21 protein-coding genes and 1 other annotated feature are annotated in these 20,415 nt (G+C 41.2%); of the genes, 4 read left to right on the top strand and 17 right to left on the bottom strand.

All coding sequences use genetic code 11. The features are described 5' to 3' along the window. Nucleotides 1-99 precede the first annotated feature (99 nt). From CLV38_RS05015 to CLV38_RS04990, 6 genes are all read right to left on the bottom strand, one after another. Nucleotides 100-921, bottom strand: coding sequence for a MetQ/NlpA family ABC transporter substrate-binding protein (locus tag CLV38_RS05015; RefSeq protein WP_106192348.1), 822 nt, complete (start codon nucleotides 919-921; stop codon nucleotides 100-102). A gap of 29 nt (nucleotides 922-950) precedes the next feature. After that, nucleotides 951-1,652 (bottom strand): methionine ABC transporter permease, encoded by a 702-nt coding sequence (locus tag CLV38_RS05010; RefSeq protein WP_106192346.1) that lies wholly within the window; start codon nucleotides 1,650-1,652, stop codon nucleotides 951-953. Then, the gene (locus CLV38_RS05005) at nucleotides 1,645-2,679 is read right to left on the bottom strand and encodes a methionine ABC transporter ATP-binding protein (RefSeq protein ID WP_106192344.1); all 1,035 of its coding nucleotides are present in this window, start codon (nucleotides 2,677-2,679) and stop codon (nucleotides 1,645-1,647) included. The genes CLV38_RS05010 and CLV38_RS05005 overlap by 8 nt, the downstream gene beginning before the upstream one ends. Nucleotides 2,680-2,735: 56 nt before the next feature. Then, nucleotides 2,736-2,995: a binding site (T-box leader), on the bottom strand. Between the two features lie 95 nt (nucleotides 2,996-3,090). Continuing rightward, entirely contained in the window at nucleotides 3,091-3,723 is a 633-nt protein-coding gene (locus CLV38_RS05000; RefSeq protein WP_106192341.1) for a copper homeostasis protein CutC, read from the bottom strand. A gap of 1 nt (nucleotide 3,724) precedes the next feature. Beyond that, nucleotides 3,725-5,086: an APC family permease gene (locus tag CLV38_RS04995; protein WP_106192338.1), complete on the bottom strand. Its 1,362-nt coding sequence runs from the start codon at nucleotides 5,084-5,086 to the stop codon at nucleotides 3,725-3,727. A 159-nt stretch (nucleotides 5,087-5,245) separates the two neighbouring features. Further along, on the bottom strand, nucleotides 5,246-5,836 hold the full coding sequence (locus CLV38_RS04990; protein ID WP_170068816.1) for a GNAT family N-acetyltransferase: 591 nt from the start codon (nucleotides 5,834-5,836) through the stop codon (nucleotides 5,246-5,248). 135 nt (nucleotides 5,837-5,971) lie between these two features. On the opposite strand from CLV38_RS04990, the gene CLV38_RS04985 reads away from it, so the two are divergent. Then, nucleotides 5,972-6,619 (top strand): GNAT family N-acetyltransferase, encoded by a 648-nt coding sequence (locus tag CLV38_RS04985; protein WP_106192333.1) that lies wholly within the window; start codon nucleotides 5,972-5,974, stop codon nucleotides 6,617-6,619. 66 nt (nucleotides 6,620-6,685) lie between these two features. Here CLV38_RS04985 and CLV38_RS04980 read toward each other — a convergent pair whose 3' ends face one another. Next, the gene (locus tag CLV38_RS04980; protein WP_106192330.1) at nucleotides 6,686-8,134 is read right to left on the bottom strand and encodes a sodium/glutamate symporter; all 1,449 of its coding nucleotides are present in this window, start codon (nucleotides 8,132-8,134) and stop codon (nucleotides 6,686-6,688) included. 189 nt (nucleotides 8,135-8,323) lie between these two features. Continuing rightward, nucleotides 8,324-9,349: a metallophosphoesterase gene (locus CLV38_RS04975; RefSeq protein ID WP_106192328.1), complete on the bottom strand. Its 1,026-nt coding sequence runs from the start codon at nucleotides 9,347-9,349 to the stop codon at nucleotides 8,324-8,326. 228 nt (nucleotides 9,350-9,577) lie between these two features. On the opposite strand from CLV38_RS04975, the gene CLV38_RS04970 reads away from it, so the two are divergent. After that, a complete protein-coding gene (locus CLV38_RS04970; RefSeq protein WP_106192326.1) occupies nucleotides 9,578-10,012 on the top strand; it encodes a VOC family protein in 435 nt (144 codons plus the stop codon). A gap of 29 nt (nucleotides 10,013-10,041) precedes the next feature. On the opposite strand, the gene CLV38_RS04965 is transcribed toward CLV38_RS04970, so the two are convergent. The 4 genes from CLV38_RS04965 to CLV38_RS04950 form a co-directional block, all read right to left on the bottom strand. Continuing rightward, nucleotides 10,042-10,956 carry an alpha/beta hydrolase gene (locus CLV38_RS04965; RefSeq protein ID WP_106192323.1) on the bottom strand — a complete coding sequence of 305 codons (915 nt, stop codon included), beginning with the start codon at nucleotides 10,954-10,956 and terminating at the stop codon, nucleotides 10,042-10,044. A 182-nt stretch (nucleotides 10,957-11,138) separates the two neighbouring features. Next, complete coding sequence (locus CLV38_RS04960) at nucleotides 11,139-11,585, bottom strand: hypothetical protein (RefSeq protein ID WP_106192321.1); 447 nt, start codon at nucleotides 11,583-11,585, stop codon at nucleotides 11,139-11,141. Between the two features lie 109 nt (nucleotides 11,586-11,694). Further along, entirely contained in the window at nucleotides 11,695-11,961 is a 267-nt protein-coding gene (locus CLV38_RS04955) for a hypothetical protein (protein WP_106192318.1), read from the bottom strand. A gap of 164 nt (nucleotides 11,962-12,125) precedes the next feature. Beyond that, nucleotides 12,126-12,689, bottom strand: coding sequence for an NADPH-dependent FMN reductase (locus tag CLV38_RS04950; RefSeq protein WP_106192316.1), 564 nt, complete (start codon nucleotides 12,687-12,689; stop codon nucleotides 12,126-12,128). Nucleotides 12,690-12,853: 164 nt separating this feature from the next. Here CLV38_RS04950 and CLV38_RS04945 point away from each other — a divergent pair, with 164 nt between their 5' ends. Next, the gene (locus CLV38_RS04945) at nucleotides 12,854-13,414 is read left to right on the top strand and encodes a TetR/AcrR family transcriptional regulator (protein WP_106192314.1); all 561 of its coding nucleotides are present in this window, start codon (nucleotides 12,854-12,856) and stop codon (nucleotides 13,412-13,414) included. A gap of 64 nt (nucleotides 13,415-13,478) precedes the next feature. Here CLV38_RS04945 and pgeF read toward each other — a convergent pair whose 3' ends face one another. Continuing rightward, a complete protein-coding gene (gene pgeF / locus CLV38_RS04940; RefSeq protein WP_106192312.1) occupies nucleotides 13,479-14,204 on the bottom strand; it encodes a peptidoglycan editing factor PgeF in 726 nt (241 codons plus the stop codon). Between the two features lie 618 nt (nucleotides 14,205-14,822). Continuing rightward, the gene (locus tag CLV38_RS04935; RefSeq protein WP_106192310.1) at nucleotides 14,823-15,926 is read right to left on the bottom strand and encodes a Glu/Leu/Phe/Val family dehydrogenase; all 1,104 of its coding nucleotides are present in this window, start codon (nucleotides 15,924-15,926) and stop codon (nucleotides 14,823-14,825) included. Between the two features lie 163 nt (nucleotides 15,927-16,089). Here CLV38_RS04935 and CLV38_RS04930 point away from each other — a divergent pair, with 163 nt between their 5' ends. Then, nucleotides 16,090-16,977, top strand: a complete 888-nt coding sequence (locus CLV38_RS04930) for a LysR family transcriptional regulator (protein WP_106192307.1) — start codon at nucleotides 16,090-16,092, stop codon at nucleotides 16,975-16,977. A 45-nt stretch (nucleotides 16,978-17,022) separates the two neighbouring features. On the opposite strand, the gene CLV38_RS04925 is transcribed toward CLV38_RS04930, so the two are convergent. From CLV38_RS04925 to CLV38_RS04915, 3 genes are read right to left on the bottom strand one after another with little or no spacing between them, the layout of a single operon-like run. Next, the gene (locus CLV38_RS04925; RefSeq protein WP_106192305.1) at nucleotides 17,023-18,396 is read right to left on the bottom strand and encodes a dihydrolipoamide acetyltransferase family protein; all 1,374 of its coding nucleotides are present in this window, start codon (nucleotides 18,394-18,396) and stop codon (nucleotides 17,023-17,025) included. Nucleotides 18,397-18,409: 13 nt separating this feature from the next. After that, on the bottom strand, nucleotides 18,410-19,396 hold the full coding sequence (locus CLV38_RS04920; RefSeq protein ID WP_106192303.1) for an alpha-ketoacid dehydrogenase subunit beta: 987 nt from the start codon (nucleotides 19,394-19,396) through the stop codon (nucleotides 18,410-18,412). 24 nt (nucleotides 19,397-19,420) lie between these two features. Further along, nucleotides 19,421-20,410: a thiamine pyrophosphate-dependent dehydrogenase E1 component subunit alpha gene (locus tag CLV38_RS04915; protein WP_106192301.1), complete on the bottom strand. Its 990-nt coding sequence runs from the start codon at nucleotides 20,408-20,410 to the stop codon at nucleotides 19,421-19,423. Nucleotides 20,411-20,415: the final 5 nt, after the last annotated feature.

The raw sequence follows: 20,415 nt of genomic DNA, 5'->3' as shown, positions 1-20,415 counted from the left end.
CTTCCTTTCGAATCAACAAATTAACGTCATAGGTTTATTATTGACTACTGGAAAGATCAAGTAAAGTCATATGCAGAAGTTTAGACGAATCTTAAACTATTACTCCTCTACAGGGAGAACCGCACCATCCCATGTGTCAAGGATGAATTCCTGAGTTTCTTCAGAACGTAGTACTTCGACTAGTCGCGCAATCAATTCACTGTCTTCATCTTCAGATCTGACTGCAATAATATTGGCGTACGGAGACGATGTATCTTCCAGCGCAATCGCTTCTTCAATCGGGCTTATACCCTGATCCACTGCGAAGTTCGAATTAATAAAGAACACATCGCCTTCATCCTCGGCGTATAATGTCGTCAGCAATGCAGCATCGTATTCGTATTCGAATTGAAGATTTCGTTCATTCTCAACGACATCGTCAAATGTGGCGTCCACTAATTCAATGGAATCATCGACTGTTATCAGTCCAGCTTCCTGTAGAATCCCCAGCACACGTCCATGGTCTGCGACACTACTGCTTGTCAGAATCGTTGCGTTTTCCGGAAGATCATCCAGGTCTTCGTATCGATTTGAATAAGCGCCAAGTGGTTCAATATGAATCCCACCTGCATTGACGAAGTCATAGTCATTTTCTTCAACTTGTCCTTCAAAGTATGGTACGTGCTGGAAATAGTTGGCATCGATGTCCCCACCAGATAATGCCTGATTCGGGATAATGTAGTCATTATAGGTTTCAATCTGTAAATCGATACCCTCTTCTGCTAAAGTCGGCTGTACGAATTCCAGCACTTCTGCGTGAGGCACATTGGTCGCACCTACCGTCAATACTTGTGATTCTTCAGCTGAGTCGCCTTCACCGTTACCACATGCTGCCAGTAATACCGCACTGCTTAATAGTCCTAATCTGATTGCTTTTTTCATTTGTCATTCTCCTCTTTTTTTCTTATTTTTTATCGTTTATCAATATAAGAAACCCATCGGTCTCCTATAAACTGGATAACAAATACAATGATAAGGATAACGGCAGTCGCCACTAAAGTGACGCTTGCCCTGTTCCTCTGAAACCCTTCAAGATAAGCCAGATTTCCTAACCCTCCGGCTCCAATCACACCTGCCATTGCCGTGTACCCCACTAAACTGATTGCGGTCACTGTAATACCGGCAATAATAGACGGCAGACTTTCTGGAATATAGACTTTAAAAATGAGTTCCAATTTGGAGGCTCCCATTGCTTCTGCAGCTTCGATGACCCCTTTGTCAACTTCTCGCAGCCCCGTTTCGACCAGCCTTGCATAAAAGGGAGCAGCTGATAAGATCAGTGCCGGCAATGCCGCGCTAGGACCGGTCATACTTTGCACAATAGCTTTCGTAAATGGAATAAGCAGCACAATCAAAATGATGAATGGAATCGATCTGAATATGTTAACGAAAACCGATACTATTTTGTATAATGCCACTGACCATATTGTTTGATGATGTCGCGTTTCGTATAAAAGCAGTCCTAATATTAACCCCAATATAAAGACTAGAATGACAGAAATGACGGTCATATATAATGTTTGTTGGGTTGCCGTCCACAATCTATCCCATGACACCTCTTCTAAGTTTGTGTATTCTGCTAAAATTGATCCAACGTATAACTGATTAAACATCTTTTTGAATCACCTCTACTTCTACTGGATAGGTTTTGAATAACGCCAGCGCTTTGTCCTGCTTATCCTGATCACCAAGCACTTGAACGATCAGCGTACCCATCGGTGTATTGTGAGTGGACTGGATACTGCCCTGTATGATATTGATGTCACAGTCACATTCCCGGCTGACTCTGGTAATGATCGGGGATCCGACGTTGTTACCCTGGAAAAAAATCTGGACAATCTGTCCTTCAGGGTAAGCCTGTTTCAGCTCCGTCAACGCCTGTCTGGTTTCTTTGTTATCTGTTTCCCGGTCCTGTTTGATGAAGCGCTTGGTGATTTCCTGCTTTGGTTCTCTGAAGACATGAAGGACAGATCCTTCTTCGACGATTTCGCCTTTATTCATGACGGCGACACGGTCACAAATTTTTCTGACTACTTCCATCTCATGCGTAATCAAGACGATCGTTACATTCAATTCTTCATTGATTTTTGCCAGCAGATCCAGTACTTCATCTGTAGTCTGAGGATCCAGTGCACTGGTTGCCTCGTCACACAGGAGGACTTTAGGATTGTTGGCAAGCGCTCTTGCTATCCCCACTCTCTGTTTCTCCCCACCAGATAATTGAGCAGGATACGCTTCTGCTTTATCGCTTAATCCAACTAAATCGATAAGCTCTCTGGCCCTTTCGATGCGATCAGCCTTTTTGATGCCTGCTATTTCAAGTGGAAAACACACATTTTCAAGTACTGTGCGGCTCCAGAGTAAATTAAAGTGCTGGAAAATCATGCCGATCGACTGCCGTTCTTTACGCAGTTCTTTTTTGCTAAGAGGTGTTAATTCACTATTGTCGATAACGATTTTTCCTGAAGAAGGTCTCTCCAGTCCATTCAATAATCTCAGCAATGTACTTTTTCCTGCTCCAGAGTATCCAACTATGCCGTAGATTTCTCCTTTTTCAATAGTCAAACTGGTCTCTTTAACTGCTTCAAATGCCAGTTTATTGTTTAAAAATGTCTTTGTTACTTTTTCCAGTGTGATCATGACACCAGCTCCTGTCTTTATGCATAAAAAAACGCCCTTTTCGAGTATTCATACTCAAAAAGGGCGAATAGGTCTATTCGCGGTTCCACCTTTGTTTGTCACTTCATCACTGAAGCAACCTCTCCCAGTACTTAAAGGACAGCTGTCCTTTGCATACTGTGGCACTTTACCGGGTGCAACCGGAAATGGCTCATAACAAGACTCACCATTTCTGCTCAAAGACCATTTTCCAGACCGATCGTCGCGCCCCTTCTCACCAACCAGGAGCTCTCTGCTTTGATTCTCTAATCTGTACTTATCTTTTCAACGCTCATTGTTCTCATTTAAATTTAATGTTTGTATCGACTGATTAGTACTATATCATCTTACGTAAATCACTGTCAACCTATTTATTTTAAAAAGGTGGAATAGTTAGTATCTGACAATCCTTGTTCCATGAAACTGATTAGCATGGATGGTATCTGAGGCTTTATCGAGGTTCTCGTGAGTTATGCCTCCACCCACAAGGATCTCCAGGCGTCCATCCGATACTTCAATCAGCTGGTTTATCCAATCTGCATTGTCAATCGCCGATCCTGACTCTGCCCCTCTGGTGAGTAGGCGAGTCACTTGACGATCGATCAGCTCCTTGATAGTTCCCAGCTGATCCTGTTTTGAAAGACTGTCAAATGCCATATGAAAAACCGTTTGGCTTTCACCAGCGATGTCAATAAGCTCATCCACAAACGCCCAGTCTACCTGATGGTCTCGAGTCAACGCTCCAAAAACGATGCCATCGGCTCCTAGTTCAACAGCTTGCCTGGCCTCAGACCGCATCATTTCTTTTTCATAGTCTGAATAGACAAAATCGCCTCCACGTGGACGAATCATGGTCACGACCTCTACTGAATGGGCGTGCGCATACTGATAGACCGTTTGCTGCACATCCATAGTCGGTGTCGTTCCTCCAACATCCAGTCGGTCACAACATTCGATACGGGAAATTCCCGCATCGATGGCTTCTTTAATACCGGAACTGTTTTCCGCACAAAATTCTTTGATCATATTATCCCTCTTTAAGTGTAGCTTTAGTAGTTTGAATACTGTAAAGATACCCTAACACACAAACAACTGCTGAGAATCCAATGAAAATCGGCATATAAACGGGATTTGAGAACCAGCCTCCAAGTAAAATGACTAGAGACCCTATTGTCCCCAAAATCGGCGCAGCTATGCCTAGGAACCAGCTTTTAATGACTTTTTCTTTTTTCAGTTGAAGGACTTTGACATACAAGACAATATACAACACGTAACTGAATACGATCGCAATTTCACTGATGTCTCCGCCCGCTAAAATATCCCATCTCTGAGTCACATAATGCATCATCAGCCAGAAAACAGTGAGTAAATAAGCGGTTAAAGCGGAATATGGAGATAATCCTTTTTTCTCATCAAGCTGAACGATTTTGTTGCTCATCGGCATCATATTTTTAGATGCCAAGGTATGAGGTAACCGGATATAGCCTAAGCTTATCCCGTTCACCACACCCAGAATAGCAATCAGTACAAAACTGAGCAGGATGCGTTCACCATACAAGCCGAATATTGATTGTCCCACTTGTCCGATAGCCTGATCACCGGCAGATAGAATAAATTCTACTCCAACGATGGCAATCAGTCCCAGGAAAAAGGCCAGATAAACGGCTAAAACAATCAAGGGTCCTAGAGTCAAAGCAAATGGCATTGTGCGTTTGTGCTCTCTCACTTCCTGAGTAATCGTTGTGGAGACGATCCATCCATCAAATGAAAAGGCAACCGGTGCTAATGCTCCTAGCCATCCCCATCCCACATTACTTCTTTCAACCAGCATAACACCTTCCGGTAGTGCTGGCGCTGACTGTGTCCAGAACAATCCAAGTAATCCGATACCAATAAGCGGAATCATTTTAATGATTGTAGTTATATTCTGAAAACGCCCCCCACTTTTGTATGAGAAATAATTCATGGTAAAGAAGAATGTCATATACATAAAGCCTAAAGCCGTCTGCAGTTCCAGCGAGGAAGGCAGGCCGAACAACGAGATGGTATAAATCCCGGATACCCAGCTGACAACTGCTGTAATCGTGGGGAAGTAGACAAATAACTGGAACCATCCGAAGGCATTGGCCGCTTTCGGTGAGACGAATTCTTCGTAATACGAAACGACACCTCCCCGCATGGATGACCGGCTTGCTAGCTGAGATAAGGTAATACTTCCAAAAATCACGCATAAAGCGCCGATAACAAATACCAGAACGCCAAGCCAGACACTTCCACCTGTTGCTATTAGTATTTCATCTGCTTTAAAAAATATTCCTGATCCGATACTGATTCCAACAATCATCGAAATAGCTGTTCCCAGACCGTAGTGTTCTCTTTCTTTCATCATGACAACCTCCTTTTGTGCCTAGTAGGCTAGTGTAAAAATCGCATTCTATCACTATAGCAAAAAGACCTGTCAAAAGAAAGAGATACAACAAGTGTTTTTTATGATGCCGTTATCACTTCCATCAGTGATTAACATTCATATAACAAGATGGTTTCGAAGTTACCTATGACCAAGGTTTTTGACCATATACTGATACTGCTCAATTCCCCCCTGTTCCTTTTCTGAGAAGCCATATTTCTCATACAGATGTCTCGCCCGATCATTTCCTTTCAGAACGTAGAGACTCAACTGGTCGATTTGCTCATACTGATCAGCCCGTTCTTCCAGACTCGACAGAATTGTGTGTCCAATTGACTGATTTCGATAAGCTTCTTTGACCACGATAAAATCTATGTACCATTCTCGCTTATTCGGTTTCCGATGGGTCTGAAGAGCCACTCTAAGGAAGGATAGAAATGCTTTGACGCCAATCGAGTTTACCACAGCGCATACTTTGGCAATCAGAGACAAACTAAGAGAGAACCTCTGTTTTCCGGAAAAACCGAATGCCCCGACTATTTCTTCTTCTAATTTCACGGTATAGATTGACAGCCCGAATTGGTCAGCTTCTTCGAGCCAAATCAGTTTAAGTATCTTCTGAAGTCTCTCCTTGCTTAAGTCCGTTTTCTCTGAAAATTTTGAATAAAAGGCATTGACAACTAACTGACTGACCGCTTCCGTTTCTGTTTGTCTCATTTTATCTATCTTCATAAACAACAACTCCTTCTTCATAGTGTATCACCTTTGAAGTGAACTATCTCCAATCAAGCGTCATCAAATACACTTCCATTCTGACTGGAAAATTATGTTATACTGTTGGGGATTATATTGAGAAAGGGCGATTCGATGCCTCAAAAAACGATTACTTACCGTTCCATCAATAAAAAGGATACTAAGCAACTGGTAACCCTCATCAGTGATACTTGGCACTATGAAAAAATCACTTCAACATTTTGTGCAAGTCACTTGTCTTTTGCTTTTTTGTACTCAAGTCTGGCTCACAGCACTTATACACAAGTCGCATTAAAAGAGGGAACACCTGTGGGATTGATTGTTGGACGAATCAGTGACGTTCCTTTACAGCAAAAGGTCTATCTTCTTCATTTGTATTTTCACCTGTTTCTTTTACTCTTTACATCCGAAGGTAAACAGGCCATCCAATCTTTCAGACGGCACAGTCAAGTCAACAATGCTTTGCTGAAACAGACCTATGAAACGTACGACGGAGAATTGGTCCTGTTTGCAGTCGATCAATCTGTCAGAGGCTCCGGCATTGGGTCTGCGCTTTTCAATCAATACCTTGACTATCTGAAATCGGTTGGAGCCCGTACCTTTTTCCTTTTCACAGACACGAGCTGCACCTATACATTTTATGAGCATAAAGGGTTAAAACGAATCGGAGTGTTGACGCGTCGCATGCCCTTTCTACAAAAGGACATATCTTTTTTTCTTTACAGAGGAGACCTTCAGCAGCCTGAATTAAATGAGCATTAGCTTATAGATAAAGAGCCTTCAATCAGTGAGTCACCACTCCTGTTTGAAGGCTCTTCTTATTATACTTTAAGCACTACCCGTTGAATCTGCCGTTTTTTTACGTCCTTTACGATTAGGATTAAATTTAACTAATCCAAAAATCAGGAAAGCTACGGTTATGACGGTTGAAATAACTAAAAAGACGAAAGGACCAAACTGATAAATAAACGGCAATGATGCAGCCGTTACGAGTCCTCCTCCGACAAACGGTTCAAATAATATCTGTTTGTACCCGAACCCCATTAAAGCTGGTGTCTGATACTCAGGATCTGCAATCTTCATCAGCAATAATCCGGTTGCGGTCATACCGGTTGCCTGTCCAAAGTCTCCCAGTCCTCTTTCAAACCAGTGTTCTGGTATCATACGCGGACCAAGATACAGGAAAGCAAAGACATTCCAGGCAGTTGCGACGATTGCCAGCAACATGAATGGGATAAAGTTATCACCTATGACCTGCAGAGAAAGAGTAGCCAATGCCGACACCAGTAGAACATCCAGTGCAAATCCAGATATCTTACTGATCAGGTTCTGATCGATGTACATATTGATATCGAGTCTATCAAAGAAAATCTGAACAATCACGCCACCGATCATGGCTAGAGGGAATAAGGGCACATAAGGGAATAAAAGCACATCTGTCCAGGCTCCCCACGTAGCTGCTTCGAGTAAAATAAGTCCCTGCTGCATAGCGTACCCAATCGCAATGGCAACAGCTACTAATGAAAGGTGCAAAGCCAGTGGTTCTATCGCTTTTGCTTCTTTGACCTGTGATTCCATTTCAAACCCGTATGATTCACCTAAACGCTCTTTTTCTTCTTCAGTAAAGTATTCTTTACCGCCCACATGTTTAGCGAAGCCTTTACGGAACCCAATATTGATAATGAGAATACCGGCTACTACTCCGACAAGTATCCCTACAGTCGCTAAACCAAGTGCCAGGTCAGCTCCTTCAGGGAATCCTAAGTTAACAAAGGTATCAGCCAGTCCGGCAGCTGTTCCATGTCCTCCAACGAAACTGATTTCAATCAATGCTCCAGCCAGAGGATTCATGCCAAACAATGGCGTCAATACAAGCATCGTCAACAACAAGCCTATAACATACTGCCCCCAGGATACCGTCTGTCCCATAATGATTTGAGGACCTGCTACACGCCAAATTTTCTTGACACCTGGTACTTTTTTCCCCAGGAATAAGGCAGCAAACACAATATTGATAAACATGCCCGGAAGCGGACGCCAGACTTCTAAAATAAAATCAGGAATCAGACCATTGTAAAATAAAGACCCTTGTTCCAAGAACTGAGAGGTCACTCGTCCCAAGACATCTGGTCCTACAATCAATGCAATGAACCCCGCAATAATCGAACTCGGCAAAAATAGATTGCGCAGCCATTTAGCATGGAGACGAACCACTTTACCTATTATTAAAAATACGCCAATCATAATAAAACTAAAGCCCACCATATTTGGTGACATATATCATTCCTCCTTTAAACTAGAAAACAGATAATTATAATACACATTTCTCCATTATAATCTATTTACATCAGACAGACAAGCTGTCAGGATACTGGCAACTCTTCATTCTTTTTAGTGGAGGGTCCCTTTCTTATACGCCCTCTCTCTTTAAATATAAATGCAAAAAAAAGACTCTTTGACAAGAGTCTAATCTTTTACAGCAGCAGCAGCAGGATCGTCCGTTTCCATTTCTTCTTCTCTGAAGGCAGCGCGCTCTTCCCTTGCTTTCTTGGTGCGCTGAATCTTAATCTGAGCAAGGTATTCGACAACCTCTTTAGGCTTTCTAATGTCGAATGCTTCGATGGGTTCAGGTCCTCGCATGGTCTCCCGTTTAATATGCAGCATACCCTTCTCATCTACTTTTTCTTTCCACCTGACTAATCTGATCATGCCTTCAGTCAGTTCCAGAGCAGTTATACTGGCTGGATATATCCCACACCCCGTATTAAAATAAGGAATCTGTTTATTTTTAGGGAACTTGAATCGGTGAGTATGACCACAAATCAGAGCACGTCGGTTAGTTTCGATCCACTTACTGTAGTTCCGTTCGATTTTATGCCGCTTAGTGACATTTTTAACGGGACTAGCCGGGTTTTTGATTCCTACCCGGTGAAAAAATCGCCAGAAGTATTTAATTGACAGCATGGTGAAGAACAAGAACTGATCATTGGGTGCATCTCCCTGATGGCCATGGATCACAAACAGTTCCTGACTCGTAAATCGGTGTTTTAAGATTACTGCTTCTTCAGGTTCGATCCCTTTCAGGAAATCGAAAAATTCTTCGTTGAATTCATCATAATTGATATGTAGATTCTTCTCCACATATTTTGGGTCCTTCAAAAATATATCGTGATTACCAAATATGCGGATGTAACGATCTTTATCAAAAAAACGCTTAATGGCATTATAAGTGTCTACATGAGCATTTTTAATGTGCTCCATTTTCGAATATTCCAGCAGTTCCTCCCCATCACCAACCTCAAAAAAAGTATAGTCATTTTCATAATATTCGTTTAAGGCGTGAACAAACAAATTCCGACTTTTCAGAAATTCATCAGATACACTACCGTCTCCTCGGTGCGCATCACTCATGAAAACAATACGTGAATGATCATCGAAATAGATTTTCTTTGCTTCTTTAAATGCATTTGTCAGTCTTTTCTGTGTAAACATGCGCAGGCACCTCCAACTCATTTCTTCATATAATTAAGTATACGCCACAAGCGTGCGCTTAGCATAATACAATACTCAAAAGAACAGACTTTTTTCTATGACATCTATTTGAACTATGGTAAACTTAGAGTGATTAAAAAGACCAGTCGTAACCCGTTTTCGCTTAGATATGGGGAAAAAGTCTGATAAAACCAGTTAATTCGCCTACACCTAAAGGAGCTGACAAAAATGAATACAATAGAACTTGATATGATCGTCACGGACAGTTTGGTTGCATTGCGTACCTATCGCTCTGTTTTTGATGTGGCTGTTATACAAGAAACGTCTTTTGATCCTGGATTGAATGAGGCCGTTTTTTCGATTTACGGCTTGACCATTCACCTACTTGATGAAAATCCGGATTATCAGTTGGCTGCACCGAAGGAAAATCAGATTTTCCCATTTTGGATCAATGTAACCGTATCAGATATTAACATCACTTTTAACAAAGCTCTAAATTCTGGGTTCACTGAAATCCAGCCGATTACTAATATACCCGATTTTGGTGTCTCCAATGCGGTCCTTCAAGATCCCTTTGGTTATCAGTGGATGCTTCATGAAGTACACGAAGAAAAAAGTCCAGAAGAGCTGGAAAAAATGATGAAAGAAACTTTTAAGGGATAGAATAAAGACCGCCAGCTATTGGCGGTCTTTTAGTTTGTTATCAGCAATTTAAAATAGGAAGCTTGTTCCCTGTTACACTCCTGCGCCTCTTGAAGATTCATGTTGCAATGAAAAATATGTTCCATGTGCTTGTCACCAGGATTTCCGTATTTTTTATACGTAACCGCCACTCCCTTTTTCTTCAGCCATTCGACTACCGGCAGTGATTCCTCTCTGAGAAAATCGTATTCAGCTGTCATAATGAAAGTCGGGGGAAACGTCTCTGTTATGTAATCTTTAAAAGATAATTGCTTTTCAAAGGTCTCCCAGCTGCTTCCCAAGTAGTCTTTTATCAAAATCAGCAGTTGACTTTCGGTGTCGTTCATTTTACCGTTTGATGGTGCAGTCATCTTCGAGTAAATATTAAAGAGTCCACAATTTAGAGCAAGTCCCTTGATATTAACCCCTTCAGGAATCGTCAAATCAAACAAGTCTGAGAATTCACTATTAGAATAGATAGTCGCATATTGTAAAGCCATCTGTGCGCCTACAGAGTCGCCTACAATAAAAACATTATTTGAATCCATATAGTAGTTGTCGGAATGGTCAGTCAGCCACTTCATCACTGAATTGAGTTCAGTCAGCTGAGTCGGGTATTTTTTCCTGGGTGCCAAATGGTAATTACTGTTCACAAAAACAAATCCCTGTTTAGCAAGAAACATGCCATAGTGCATGTAATTCTTTTTTGTCCCGTAAACAAATCCCCCTCCATGAAAATTGACAATGACCGGTAGTTTTTCTTTTGTCTCTTCCGGGTAGTAAATATCCAGACTGTTATATTTTTTGGACTTCCCATATTTTAGATCATAGTGGGCACGTATGGTTTCATCCACTTTCAGATCCTTATCTCTTTTACGGTCGCTCAAAGCCGATAGCACTCTAAATCCGAATGATGCAATTGACACAACTTCCCACCTCCTGTAGTGAAAATAGTACTATAATTTCAATTATTTGTATATTCATTAGCTCAGACTTTAAGACACTCTTGCTTTGGTAAAAATCGGGGACCATTAAATGAACTATTCATTATAAAAATGACGGTCAAATAAAAAGACTCCAGGAAATGTCTCCTGGAGTCTTACTTCATTTAGTTAGCTCTTAATTTTCTGATCGGTCTGCCTTCTTTGTCAAAGACATAGTTTCTCAGTTTTTCACTGTCAGCCATTGCCTGAACAAGGCGATCTCTGTAGGGTTCAGCTAATTCCTCAAACAAGCAGGCTTCTTCATGGAGATTGTGTCTGGAACGCAGTGCCTCAATTTCACCAGGTTTACGTAGTGTATATTTTCGACTCGGTAATGATCCTTCGATTTGACGTTTTTCTATACGATAAAAATGATCATCATCATTATAGATAATTTCAAGAGCACCTGAATTGGTACGTTTGTATTCGGCATGGGGGTAATCCTCTTTATGAAGTTCCCACCAAGCTTTGATCCCATTAATTGCCTCTTCTTCATTGTCGTAACTGCCGTGTTCTTTCTTCACATCACTTAGTCGATTCTGCCAATAATTGGTATACACTGTTTGTTCCATTCACTTCACTCCATTCATTATAAGTTACTCTTAGTGTATAGCATCTGATAAAATTATCAAATGGAATCGAATCCAATTCAACTATTGTAAGGTAACTGTAAAAATCAATTTAGAATTTATTAAGGAGGGTCAGTATTTTTCGAACCACTAAAGCTAAAAGTGTTGATGAAAATCCAGCAAACCCTAGATTCATCAGGAAAGCCCCTAGTGGATAGTTGATTGCCAGTTCTCTCTGGGATTCTCTAACCTCAAGAGAAGACAGTGTATCGAAATCCTGTATAGGGATTAAAATCGTCCATAAAAAGTACCCCACTATCATCATGAGCAAACTAAGTACTACACCGATGATCAACCACTTGTTTATTTTATTCTGCATACCCTGCTCCTTTTTTCATCAGACTCTTTAATACCTTATTAGCGTCAGTTTATCAAACCTTCCATCGCTATGTCCACATCTAAAAGACGATGACACAGCAAAAAGACAGCACCCGTAAAAATACAGGTGCTGCCTTCTTACTATTTGGTTGAGCGGACTAGAACTTAAGCTCTTGCAGTTTGTAATCCTTTACTCCAAGCTACAGTAGTATTAATAACAGCTTGAATCGTTGCGTTATGAACCTCTGCAGGACGGAATGTTGTCATCTGTTCAAAATCAGTGAACAAGTTGAAGGCTCCGAAAGGTCCTACAGTTGCTACATTTGCATTTGATAAAATACTACGCAGGCTTAAAGTAGCTGCCACACCTAAAGTTGATCCGTATCCGATGATACCAGCTGCTTTATTTCCCCACTCTGGTCCCAAGTAGTCAATTGCATTTTTTAATGAAGGGGTAATGGCTTTATTATACTCAGGTGTTATAAAAATGAATCCATCTAATGAATCGATTTTTTCAGACCATCTTTGATTTTCTTCATTACTGTACTGTTTATTTGCCATAGCTGGTGGCATTGCTTCGTTGAATAAAGGAAGATCATAATCCTTGATATCAACTATTTCGAAATTAGCCCCGTCTACATTTTTTGATTTTTCCAGTACGTATTCCGCAACTTGTCCATTTACTCGAGCATCACGCGTACTTCCTGTTATAATTCCAATTTTTACCATAATCTTTCTCCTCCTATATGTTAAAACTAACTTTTTGTAAGCTTATTACATTGCTTATTATAAGTTAGCTTGACTTCGAAATAAACCAACAGTATAGTAAAAGTGTTGTTTAACACGCACTAATTTAATTTACCTGACTAACTATTTTTAGAAAGGCTGATAATATGGAGCAAGTTAGAACAGATTCCAGGTCCACACGTACAAGACATTTGATTATCGAGTCCTTTATCAAACTGTCAAACAATAAAGAATTTACAGCGATAACCGTTAAAGATATTACTGAAAAAGCACAGATTAACCGTGCAACATTCTACAACCACTTCCTTGATAAATATGACTTACTGGAGAAAGTAGTGAGTGAAAAACTGAGACTGGATTTGGCCTGTGATCAGGCGAAAGACCAGCTCCCTCTAGATAAAACAATTAAACTTATTTTTCTTGCGTTGGCAAGATTTGGTATGAACATGAGTAAAACCTGTTCAAGTCAGGAAGAAAATGAAACGATTGATACAATTGTACACGTTCACTTGACAGATATTTTTTCTGAGAGACTCACTAAATCAGAACAAAAAATCAATCCAGAAACGATTTCAAAATTATCGTGGCTACTCACCCATTCGATCGTCGGTTTAAGCAAAGATTTTAAACAATCGAAAACTGATGAATCACCAGAACAGTTTATCGATTCAATGATCCCCTATCTACTATACGGCATCGGTCATTAGTAAACTCACTTTGAATACAAAAATCCAAGAGAGCGTCTTTTTCCTCTTGGATCATTTGTGCTATTCAAATAGTCATCATTGCAAAGAGTCCGTTCAACTGATAATGTTGACCTTCTTTTCTTGCAGAATGAAGACGATCATCGGTAAAAGTCGAGGCTCTTTCAATCTCCATGTTTCCAGGTTTGATGCCTGCTTTTATGAGACTGTCGACATTCGCATCAAGCATACTTAGTGTATACTTCTCACCTTTCTTTGTAAAAAACTGATCCCGATCTGTAAAGTCCCTAAATTCCTCATACACTTCTGCCCCTACTTCATAATTTTTCTGATCAATAGAAGGCCCTACATAAGCTACAATATTTTCTGGTTTAGAGCCATATTCGTTTATCATTTGTTCTATTGCCTTAGTCGATATGCATTTAGTCGTTCCTCTCCACCCTGAATGGACATTGGCCAGTAGTTTATTCACAGGGTCATAAAGAATGATTGGTGTACAATCAGCATATTTTATCAGCAGTCCTATGCCTACTTTATCTGTCAGCAGACCATCCGTTTCTTTAAATGTTCTCCCAAATACGAATGGGTCACCATTTACACCATCTGCATACGCAATGGTGGCAGTATGAAGCTGCTGTCCGGTATATACTTCTTCAGGTTTCACCTGTAATTCATCCAGCAGTCTGGTCATATCATCTACAACGTTTTTACCAGCCGTCTGGTAACGGAAATTATAGTCTGACCCTGCTATTTTAGTTTTTACGCCATAGTGTTCTAACAGTTTTGAATGCATTTGAACGAACCACCTTACTAATTTTTAGTTCATTATAGCATAGTCCTTTTATCTTCCGTACTAGTCAGTTGTTTTTAAGATAACTCGTCAGCAGACGAGTTTTTCCTTCTAAGACTGATTTAAGTTCACACATTTTGTCTTATTATGCCGCTAAATGTAATGTGCCTGCTTCCTTCGGTAAACTCAAGATGTTTTTCTCTCCATCTTTGCTGAAGCTTCTATAGGTTCGGTTTACTCGAATCACATACTATCTGTCAGTTTGCAGAAGGGAAACACTCTTCAGCAAACTCAAAAGAATATCTTCTCAGGTTTACCTAAGCATCTGTTTCTTAAGTTTACTCAAAAGGAAAAACCTCATGAGTCTGCCCAAGTTGCTTCTGCTTAAACAAGCCCAACAGTCATCGCTTCTTGAGTTTGCTCAACTAGCTGTCTCTTTGGCAGACTCGATTAAGATGACCATTTGACTTTGCTGAACTCTCCTTTTAATTGTTCATTCCCCTTTGATTTAAGGTGAAATCTCCCGAATCAAAAAGACACACCTAACCATTGACCGCCTATGAGTATTTCCACAGCAGTCTAAAGTCGGATGTGTCGTCTTGTTAAGCAGCCATTTTCTTATTAACGGTTAATAATAGATTTTGTGTCTCGTGTGAATATACTGCGGGTATTTCTCACAGCTGCTATCCGTTCTTCTGCTAAAATATCCGCTGCTTTGTAAGCAGGAATGCCGTCTCGCTCAGCTATTTTAAATACTTTTTCGATTTGGTCATAAATTCTGTCAACAGACATCCGTGCACGTCCTTTATTGTAGCCACCGTTAAACTCATCAGCTACCTGGATAACACCCCCGGCATTAATGATGTAATCAGGTGCATACACAAGGCCCATTTCATCCAGTTTATCTCCGTGTCGAGTCTCAGCCAGCTGATTATTAGCTGCACCGGCAATGACTTTGATTCCCGCTGCTTCTATTTTTTTCAAACTTTCATCATTTATTGAAGCGCCCATTGCACAGGGAGCATAAATGTCAGCTTTGATATCAAACATTTTGTCCGCTTCAACGATCTCACAGCCTAAAGCTTTAGCTCGCTCTCTCGGCCCTTCGAAAATATCAGTGGCAATAACGCGCGCCCCTTCGTTCAATGCTTCTTCTGCAAGAAGATAGCCAACTTTTCCAACACCTTCAATCAGAATTACTTTTCCTTCAAGAGAATTTGACCCGAATGCCTTCATTGCAGCTGCCTTCATTCCGACGTATACCCCATGTGCTGTAGAAGGTGACGGGTTGCCGGATGTCCCAGGTTTGAGTCCTGTTCCTGCGACATAGTTTGTTTCCTGATAGATATAATCCATCTCAATTTCAGTTGTTCCGACGTCTGCCGCAGTTATGTAACGGCCATTCAATCCTTCTACAAATCGCCCGAATGCTCTAAACAGAGCTTCTTTGTTGACTTCTCTATTCGGATCTTTGATAATAACCGTTTTAGCTCCCCCAATTTGAAGGCCACTTGCTGCATTCTTATAAGTCATGCCTTTTGCCAGACGCATGGCATCCTGAATGGCATCTTCCTCTTTATCGTAAGTCCAGTAACGGGTTCCGCCCAATCCAGGACCGAGTGTGGTGTCATGGATACACGTAATGGCTTTTAATCCTGATTCCTCATCATTCATAAAAACAATCTGTTCGTAGTCGTATTCGCTTAAGGCTTTAAAAATGTCCATTGTATAGTCGTCCTCTCTGTTTATAATTTTTTTGATAAGTAGGAGTATGCCTTCATTCTTACTAACTGATGAGAAGAAAGTGAGTTCTTCTAAATTCTTGACTAAATCGCCATTATCTCATGTATAATTAATAAATCAGCTCACTATATTAAGGATGGTTCAGATGGATATCAAACAATTAAAGTATTTCATTGAAATCGCCAACACTAAAAATCTCTCTCAAGCTGCACGCAATCTTTTCGTCACTCAGCCGACATTGTCGTTTACTATAAAAAAACTGGAATCCGAATTGAACACTAGTCTATTTAATCCACATGACAAATCGTTTAATCTGACTAGGTCCGGTAAGTTGTTATATAAAAAAGGAATGCAGATTGTTGATGAATTTGACGATTTAGTACATAAAATCCAGCATATGAAAACGGATACAAAAGAAACCATTCGATTAGGCTTGACCATTTTATTCGCGGTCCAATATATGGAACAAATTTCCAGTTTTATCGCCACTCATCAGAATGTCGATTTAATTATTACTCAAAACGGGTCACGTAAAATCCAGAAGATGCTGGCTAATGATGAACTGGATATCGGGCTTGTCTCGTTCCCAAATACTCAATCGGATCTGATTACGATTGAAGCACTGAATACGTCAACAAAAGGTTACAATGTTCATGTTGTCATGCCAGATACCAATCCGTTAGCTCATCATAAAGAACTTAAATTTGAAGATTTAAAAGACCAGCGGTTCTCGACATTAAATGAGAATTTTATGCTGGGACAGATGCTTTTTGAAAGAAGCCGTCACATAGGATTTGAGCCGAATATCGTCATGTACCATGATGACTTGCAGGTACTGCTTTACAGCCTGCAGAATCTTGATTCGATCTGTCTGCTTCCTATCGAATATCAATCGATTGGAGCTCTTCAAGGGCTGAAGTGGATTCCGTTGAACGATAAAAATGATTATTTTTCAATCGGAATAGCCTTGAAGAAAAATAAAGCCCCAAGTAAAGCGATTGATGATCTTATTGCTGAAATCAAGAAAAATTAAAAGCATAGGCAGTTTTACTCAGTAGAGTGAAGTTGCCTTTTTTAATTAATACAGATCTGATTCATCTGAGAAACGGCTCAGGTTATCTTTTACATCCTGTAAGAATCGTCCCGCCTGTAAACCGTCAATGATCCGATGATCGATCGATAAACATAAATTGACCATGTCTGATGCTTTGAATCCACCGTCTTCGGTCGGAACGAATCGTTTGGTGATGCTTTCGACTTGAAGAATAGCTGCCTGCGGGTAGTTAATGATTCCCATAGACTGGATCGATCCAAAACTTCCTGTGTTATTGACCGTCATCGTCCCGCCTTGAATATCCCCACTACTCAGTTTTCCGTCCCGTGCCAGACTCGCCAGTCTATTCACTTCTTTAGAGAGTCCACTTAATGAATAGTGATCTGCATTGTGGATCACAGGTACAAATAAATGTTCATCTGTCGCAACCGCAACTGAAATATTGATGTCTTTATGATAAATGATACTGTTATTGTCCCATGATGTATTGATGATCGGGTGTTTTTTCAGTGCCTGTACAACCGCTTTAACAAAGAACGGGAAGAATGATAATGAGACGCCCTCCTGTTGTTTAAATTGGGCTTTGGTCCGTTCTCTTAACTTGACAATATTAGAGACATCCGCTTCAACCATCAACCAGGCATGAGGAATCTCAGTCGTGCTCTGTACCATTTTTTTGGCAATCGCTTTACGGATACCGTCAGCTGGTACGATTTCATCTCCATTGGACGTACGCGTTACATCTGCGGTTCTACTTGTTTCTGGCGTTTGTCTGTCTTCCTGCTTCGCATCAGCACCGTCTGACTGCTGTGTTTTTTCAGTTGGTGCCGTCTGGGTTTCTAAATCGAAATTCAAGACATCTTTCCTTGTGATCCGTCCATGCTTTCCGGAGCCTTCTACTTGTGATAAATCGATGCCCCGTTCTTGAGAAATACGCATGACTGCCGGGGAATACCTGGCTCCGTTTGGCTCTCCTTGATCTGATGATGCTTTAGAACTTGACTGTCTGGCGTCACTTGTTGTCTGACGCTCCATTGGCCGTTTTTCGGCTTCTTTATCGATTTCTTCGTTAATATGATCAGTGAACTCTTCACTTTTTTCATCCTGTGTATCGCCTGAATCGGCTGAAGCAGCGGTATCGTCATTTTCGCCATCTTCATCAGTCTGAATCTTAACGATTGCTGTGCCGATTTCAACATCTGTGTCCACATCGATTAGAAATTCTTTCACGATACCTGAATAGTTCGATGGAATTTCAGTTGTCACTTTGTCTGAAACTGCTTCAGCTATCGGATCATATTTTTCTATTCTATCCCCTTCAGAAACCAGCCAAACAGCAATGGAGGCTTCTGTGACACTCTCACCTAAATGAGGCATTTCGATAATTTTAATACTCATTCAAACATCCTCCTTAAAACTCTGCCAGTTCACGCATAGCATTCGTTACTTTTTCTTCATCTACTAAAAATTCCCGCTCGAGAGCAATCGAATAGGGCATGCTTGGTGAATCTGGTCCGGCTAGTCTCTTGATCGGCGCATCCAAATCAAACAATGCTTCTTCTGCAATAATAGCTGAAATTTCGCTCATAATACTGCCTTCCAGGTTATCTTCAGTAACCAGTAGGACTTTCCCTGTTTTCTTCGCTGCTTTCACTAACGTTTCTTTATCCAGGGGATACAGTGACCGCACGTCCACCACTTCAGCTTCAAACCCTTCTTTGCTTAAGGTTTCTGCTGCTTTAAGTGCATGGTTCAGTACCATCCCGTACCCGATAACGGTGATGTCATCTCCTTCACGGACCACGTTCGCTTTGTCTAACGGGACAACATAATCCTCATCAGATACATCTTCTTTAAGCAGTCGGTATAATCGTTTGTGTTCATAAAATAAGACCGGATCATCTGATCGAATTGCCGCTTTAATCAATCCTTTTGCATCGTGCGGCGAGGATGGCGTCACAATACGCAGTCCGGGCTGACCGAATAGTACTTTGTCTGTTGTTTGAGAGTGGTATAGTCCTCCACGAACACCACCGCCATAAGGTGCACGGTAAACGATTGGTGCGATCCAGTCCCCTTTTGTACGGTAACGCATACGTGAAGCTTCTGATATCAGCTGATTGACTGCCGGTAATATATAATCTGCGAACTGAAATTCACCGATTGCGCGGAATCCGACTAAACCCAGACCCACGGCTAAACCACCGATTTGACCTTCCGTTAAAGGGGTATTGAAACAGCGGTCATCACCGAACTGTTCAGCCAACCCTTTGGTTACACCAAATACGCCTCCTTTTACGCCTCCGACGTCTTCGCCGAAGATTACTACCTTTTCATCACGAGCCATTTCTTCTTCTATTCCTTTTCGAATGGCTTCCAAGTACGTCATCATTGCCATAGGCTTCTTCCTTCCTTTCTAAGTCTATTTTTCAGCGTATATCTGATCAAGGATCGTATCTGCTGTTGGTTCAGGCATTTCTTCAGCTTCATCGGTCGCCTGATTGATTGCTTTCTTGAGCTCTGCATCGATATCCGTCATTTCATCACGGGTAAGGTACCCTTCATCGATCAGCTGCTTCTCGAAGAACAACAGGCCATCATTTTTCTTTAAATTCTCAATGTCTTCTTTCGTCCGGTAAACGGAATGATCGTCATCCGCTGAGTGAGAGGTCAATCGGCTCACCATTAGTTCAATGAGTGCCGGTCCGCCACCCTTACGCGCATTATCGACTACTTCTTTAAAGGCCAAATAGGTTTCAACAAAGTCATTGCCGTTTACTCGCTTCCCGGGGAATCCGTAAGCGGGTCCTCGTTCTGCCATTGTTTCATTTGCATATTGTTCATCTGTTCCCACTGAAATAGCATACCCATTGTTTTCAATCACAAATATCAGCGGCAATTTTTTGACGCCAGCAAAGTTCATGGCTTCCTGGACTTCACCCTGGTTGGCAGATCCTTCACCTGTAGCTGTCAATGTAACGTAATCTTCATTCTTGAGCTGTGCCCCATAAGCTACTCCGGTTGCCAGTGGAAACTGTGTACTGACAGTGGAAGAATGCGAGACGATGTTATGTTCTTTAGAACCATAGTGATTCGGCATCTGACGCCCATGGGAAGATGGATCATCTTCTTTCCCGAGTGACCCCAGCATAATGTCTTTTGCTGTCATACCCCAGACCATACAAGCTGTCATGTCACGGTAATAAGGCAAAAAGTAGTCTTTCTCAGGCTGGAATGCCATTGCCATTGCGACTTGTCCAACCTCATGCCCCTGTCCTGAAATATTAAAGGATGTTTTCCCAATTCGGGTCAACTGCCACAACCGTTCGTCCAGTCGACGACCAAGCAATATATGGCGGTAAGCTTTAATGATTTCATCTTTTGTTAAACCAGATTCTTCCAGTTTTCTCATAATCT

It is taken from the genome of Alkalibacterium olivapovliticus (genome assembly GCF_003003275.1).
GTDB lineage: Bacteria > Bacillota > Bacilli > Lactobacillales > Carnobacteriaceae_A > Alkalibacterium > Alkalibacterium olivapovliticum.
The sequence above is the reverse complement of the archived record's forward strand: the minus strand, read 5'-3'. Positions and strand labels throughout refer to the sequence as shown.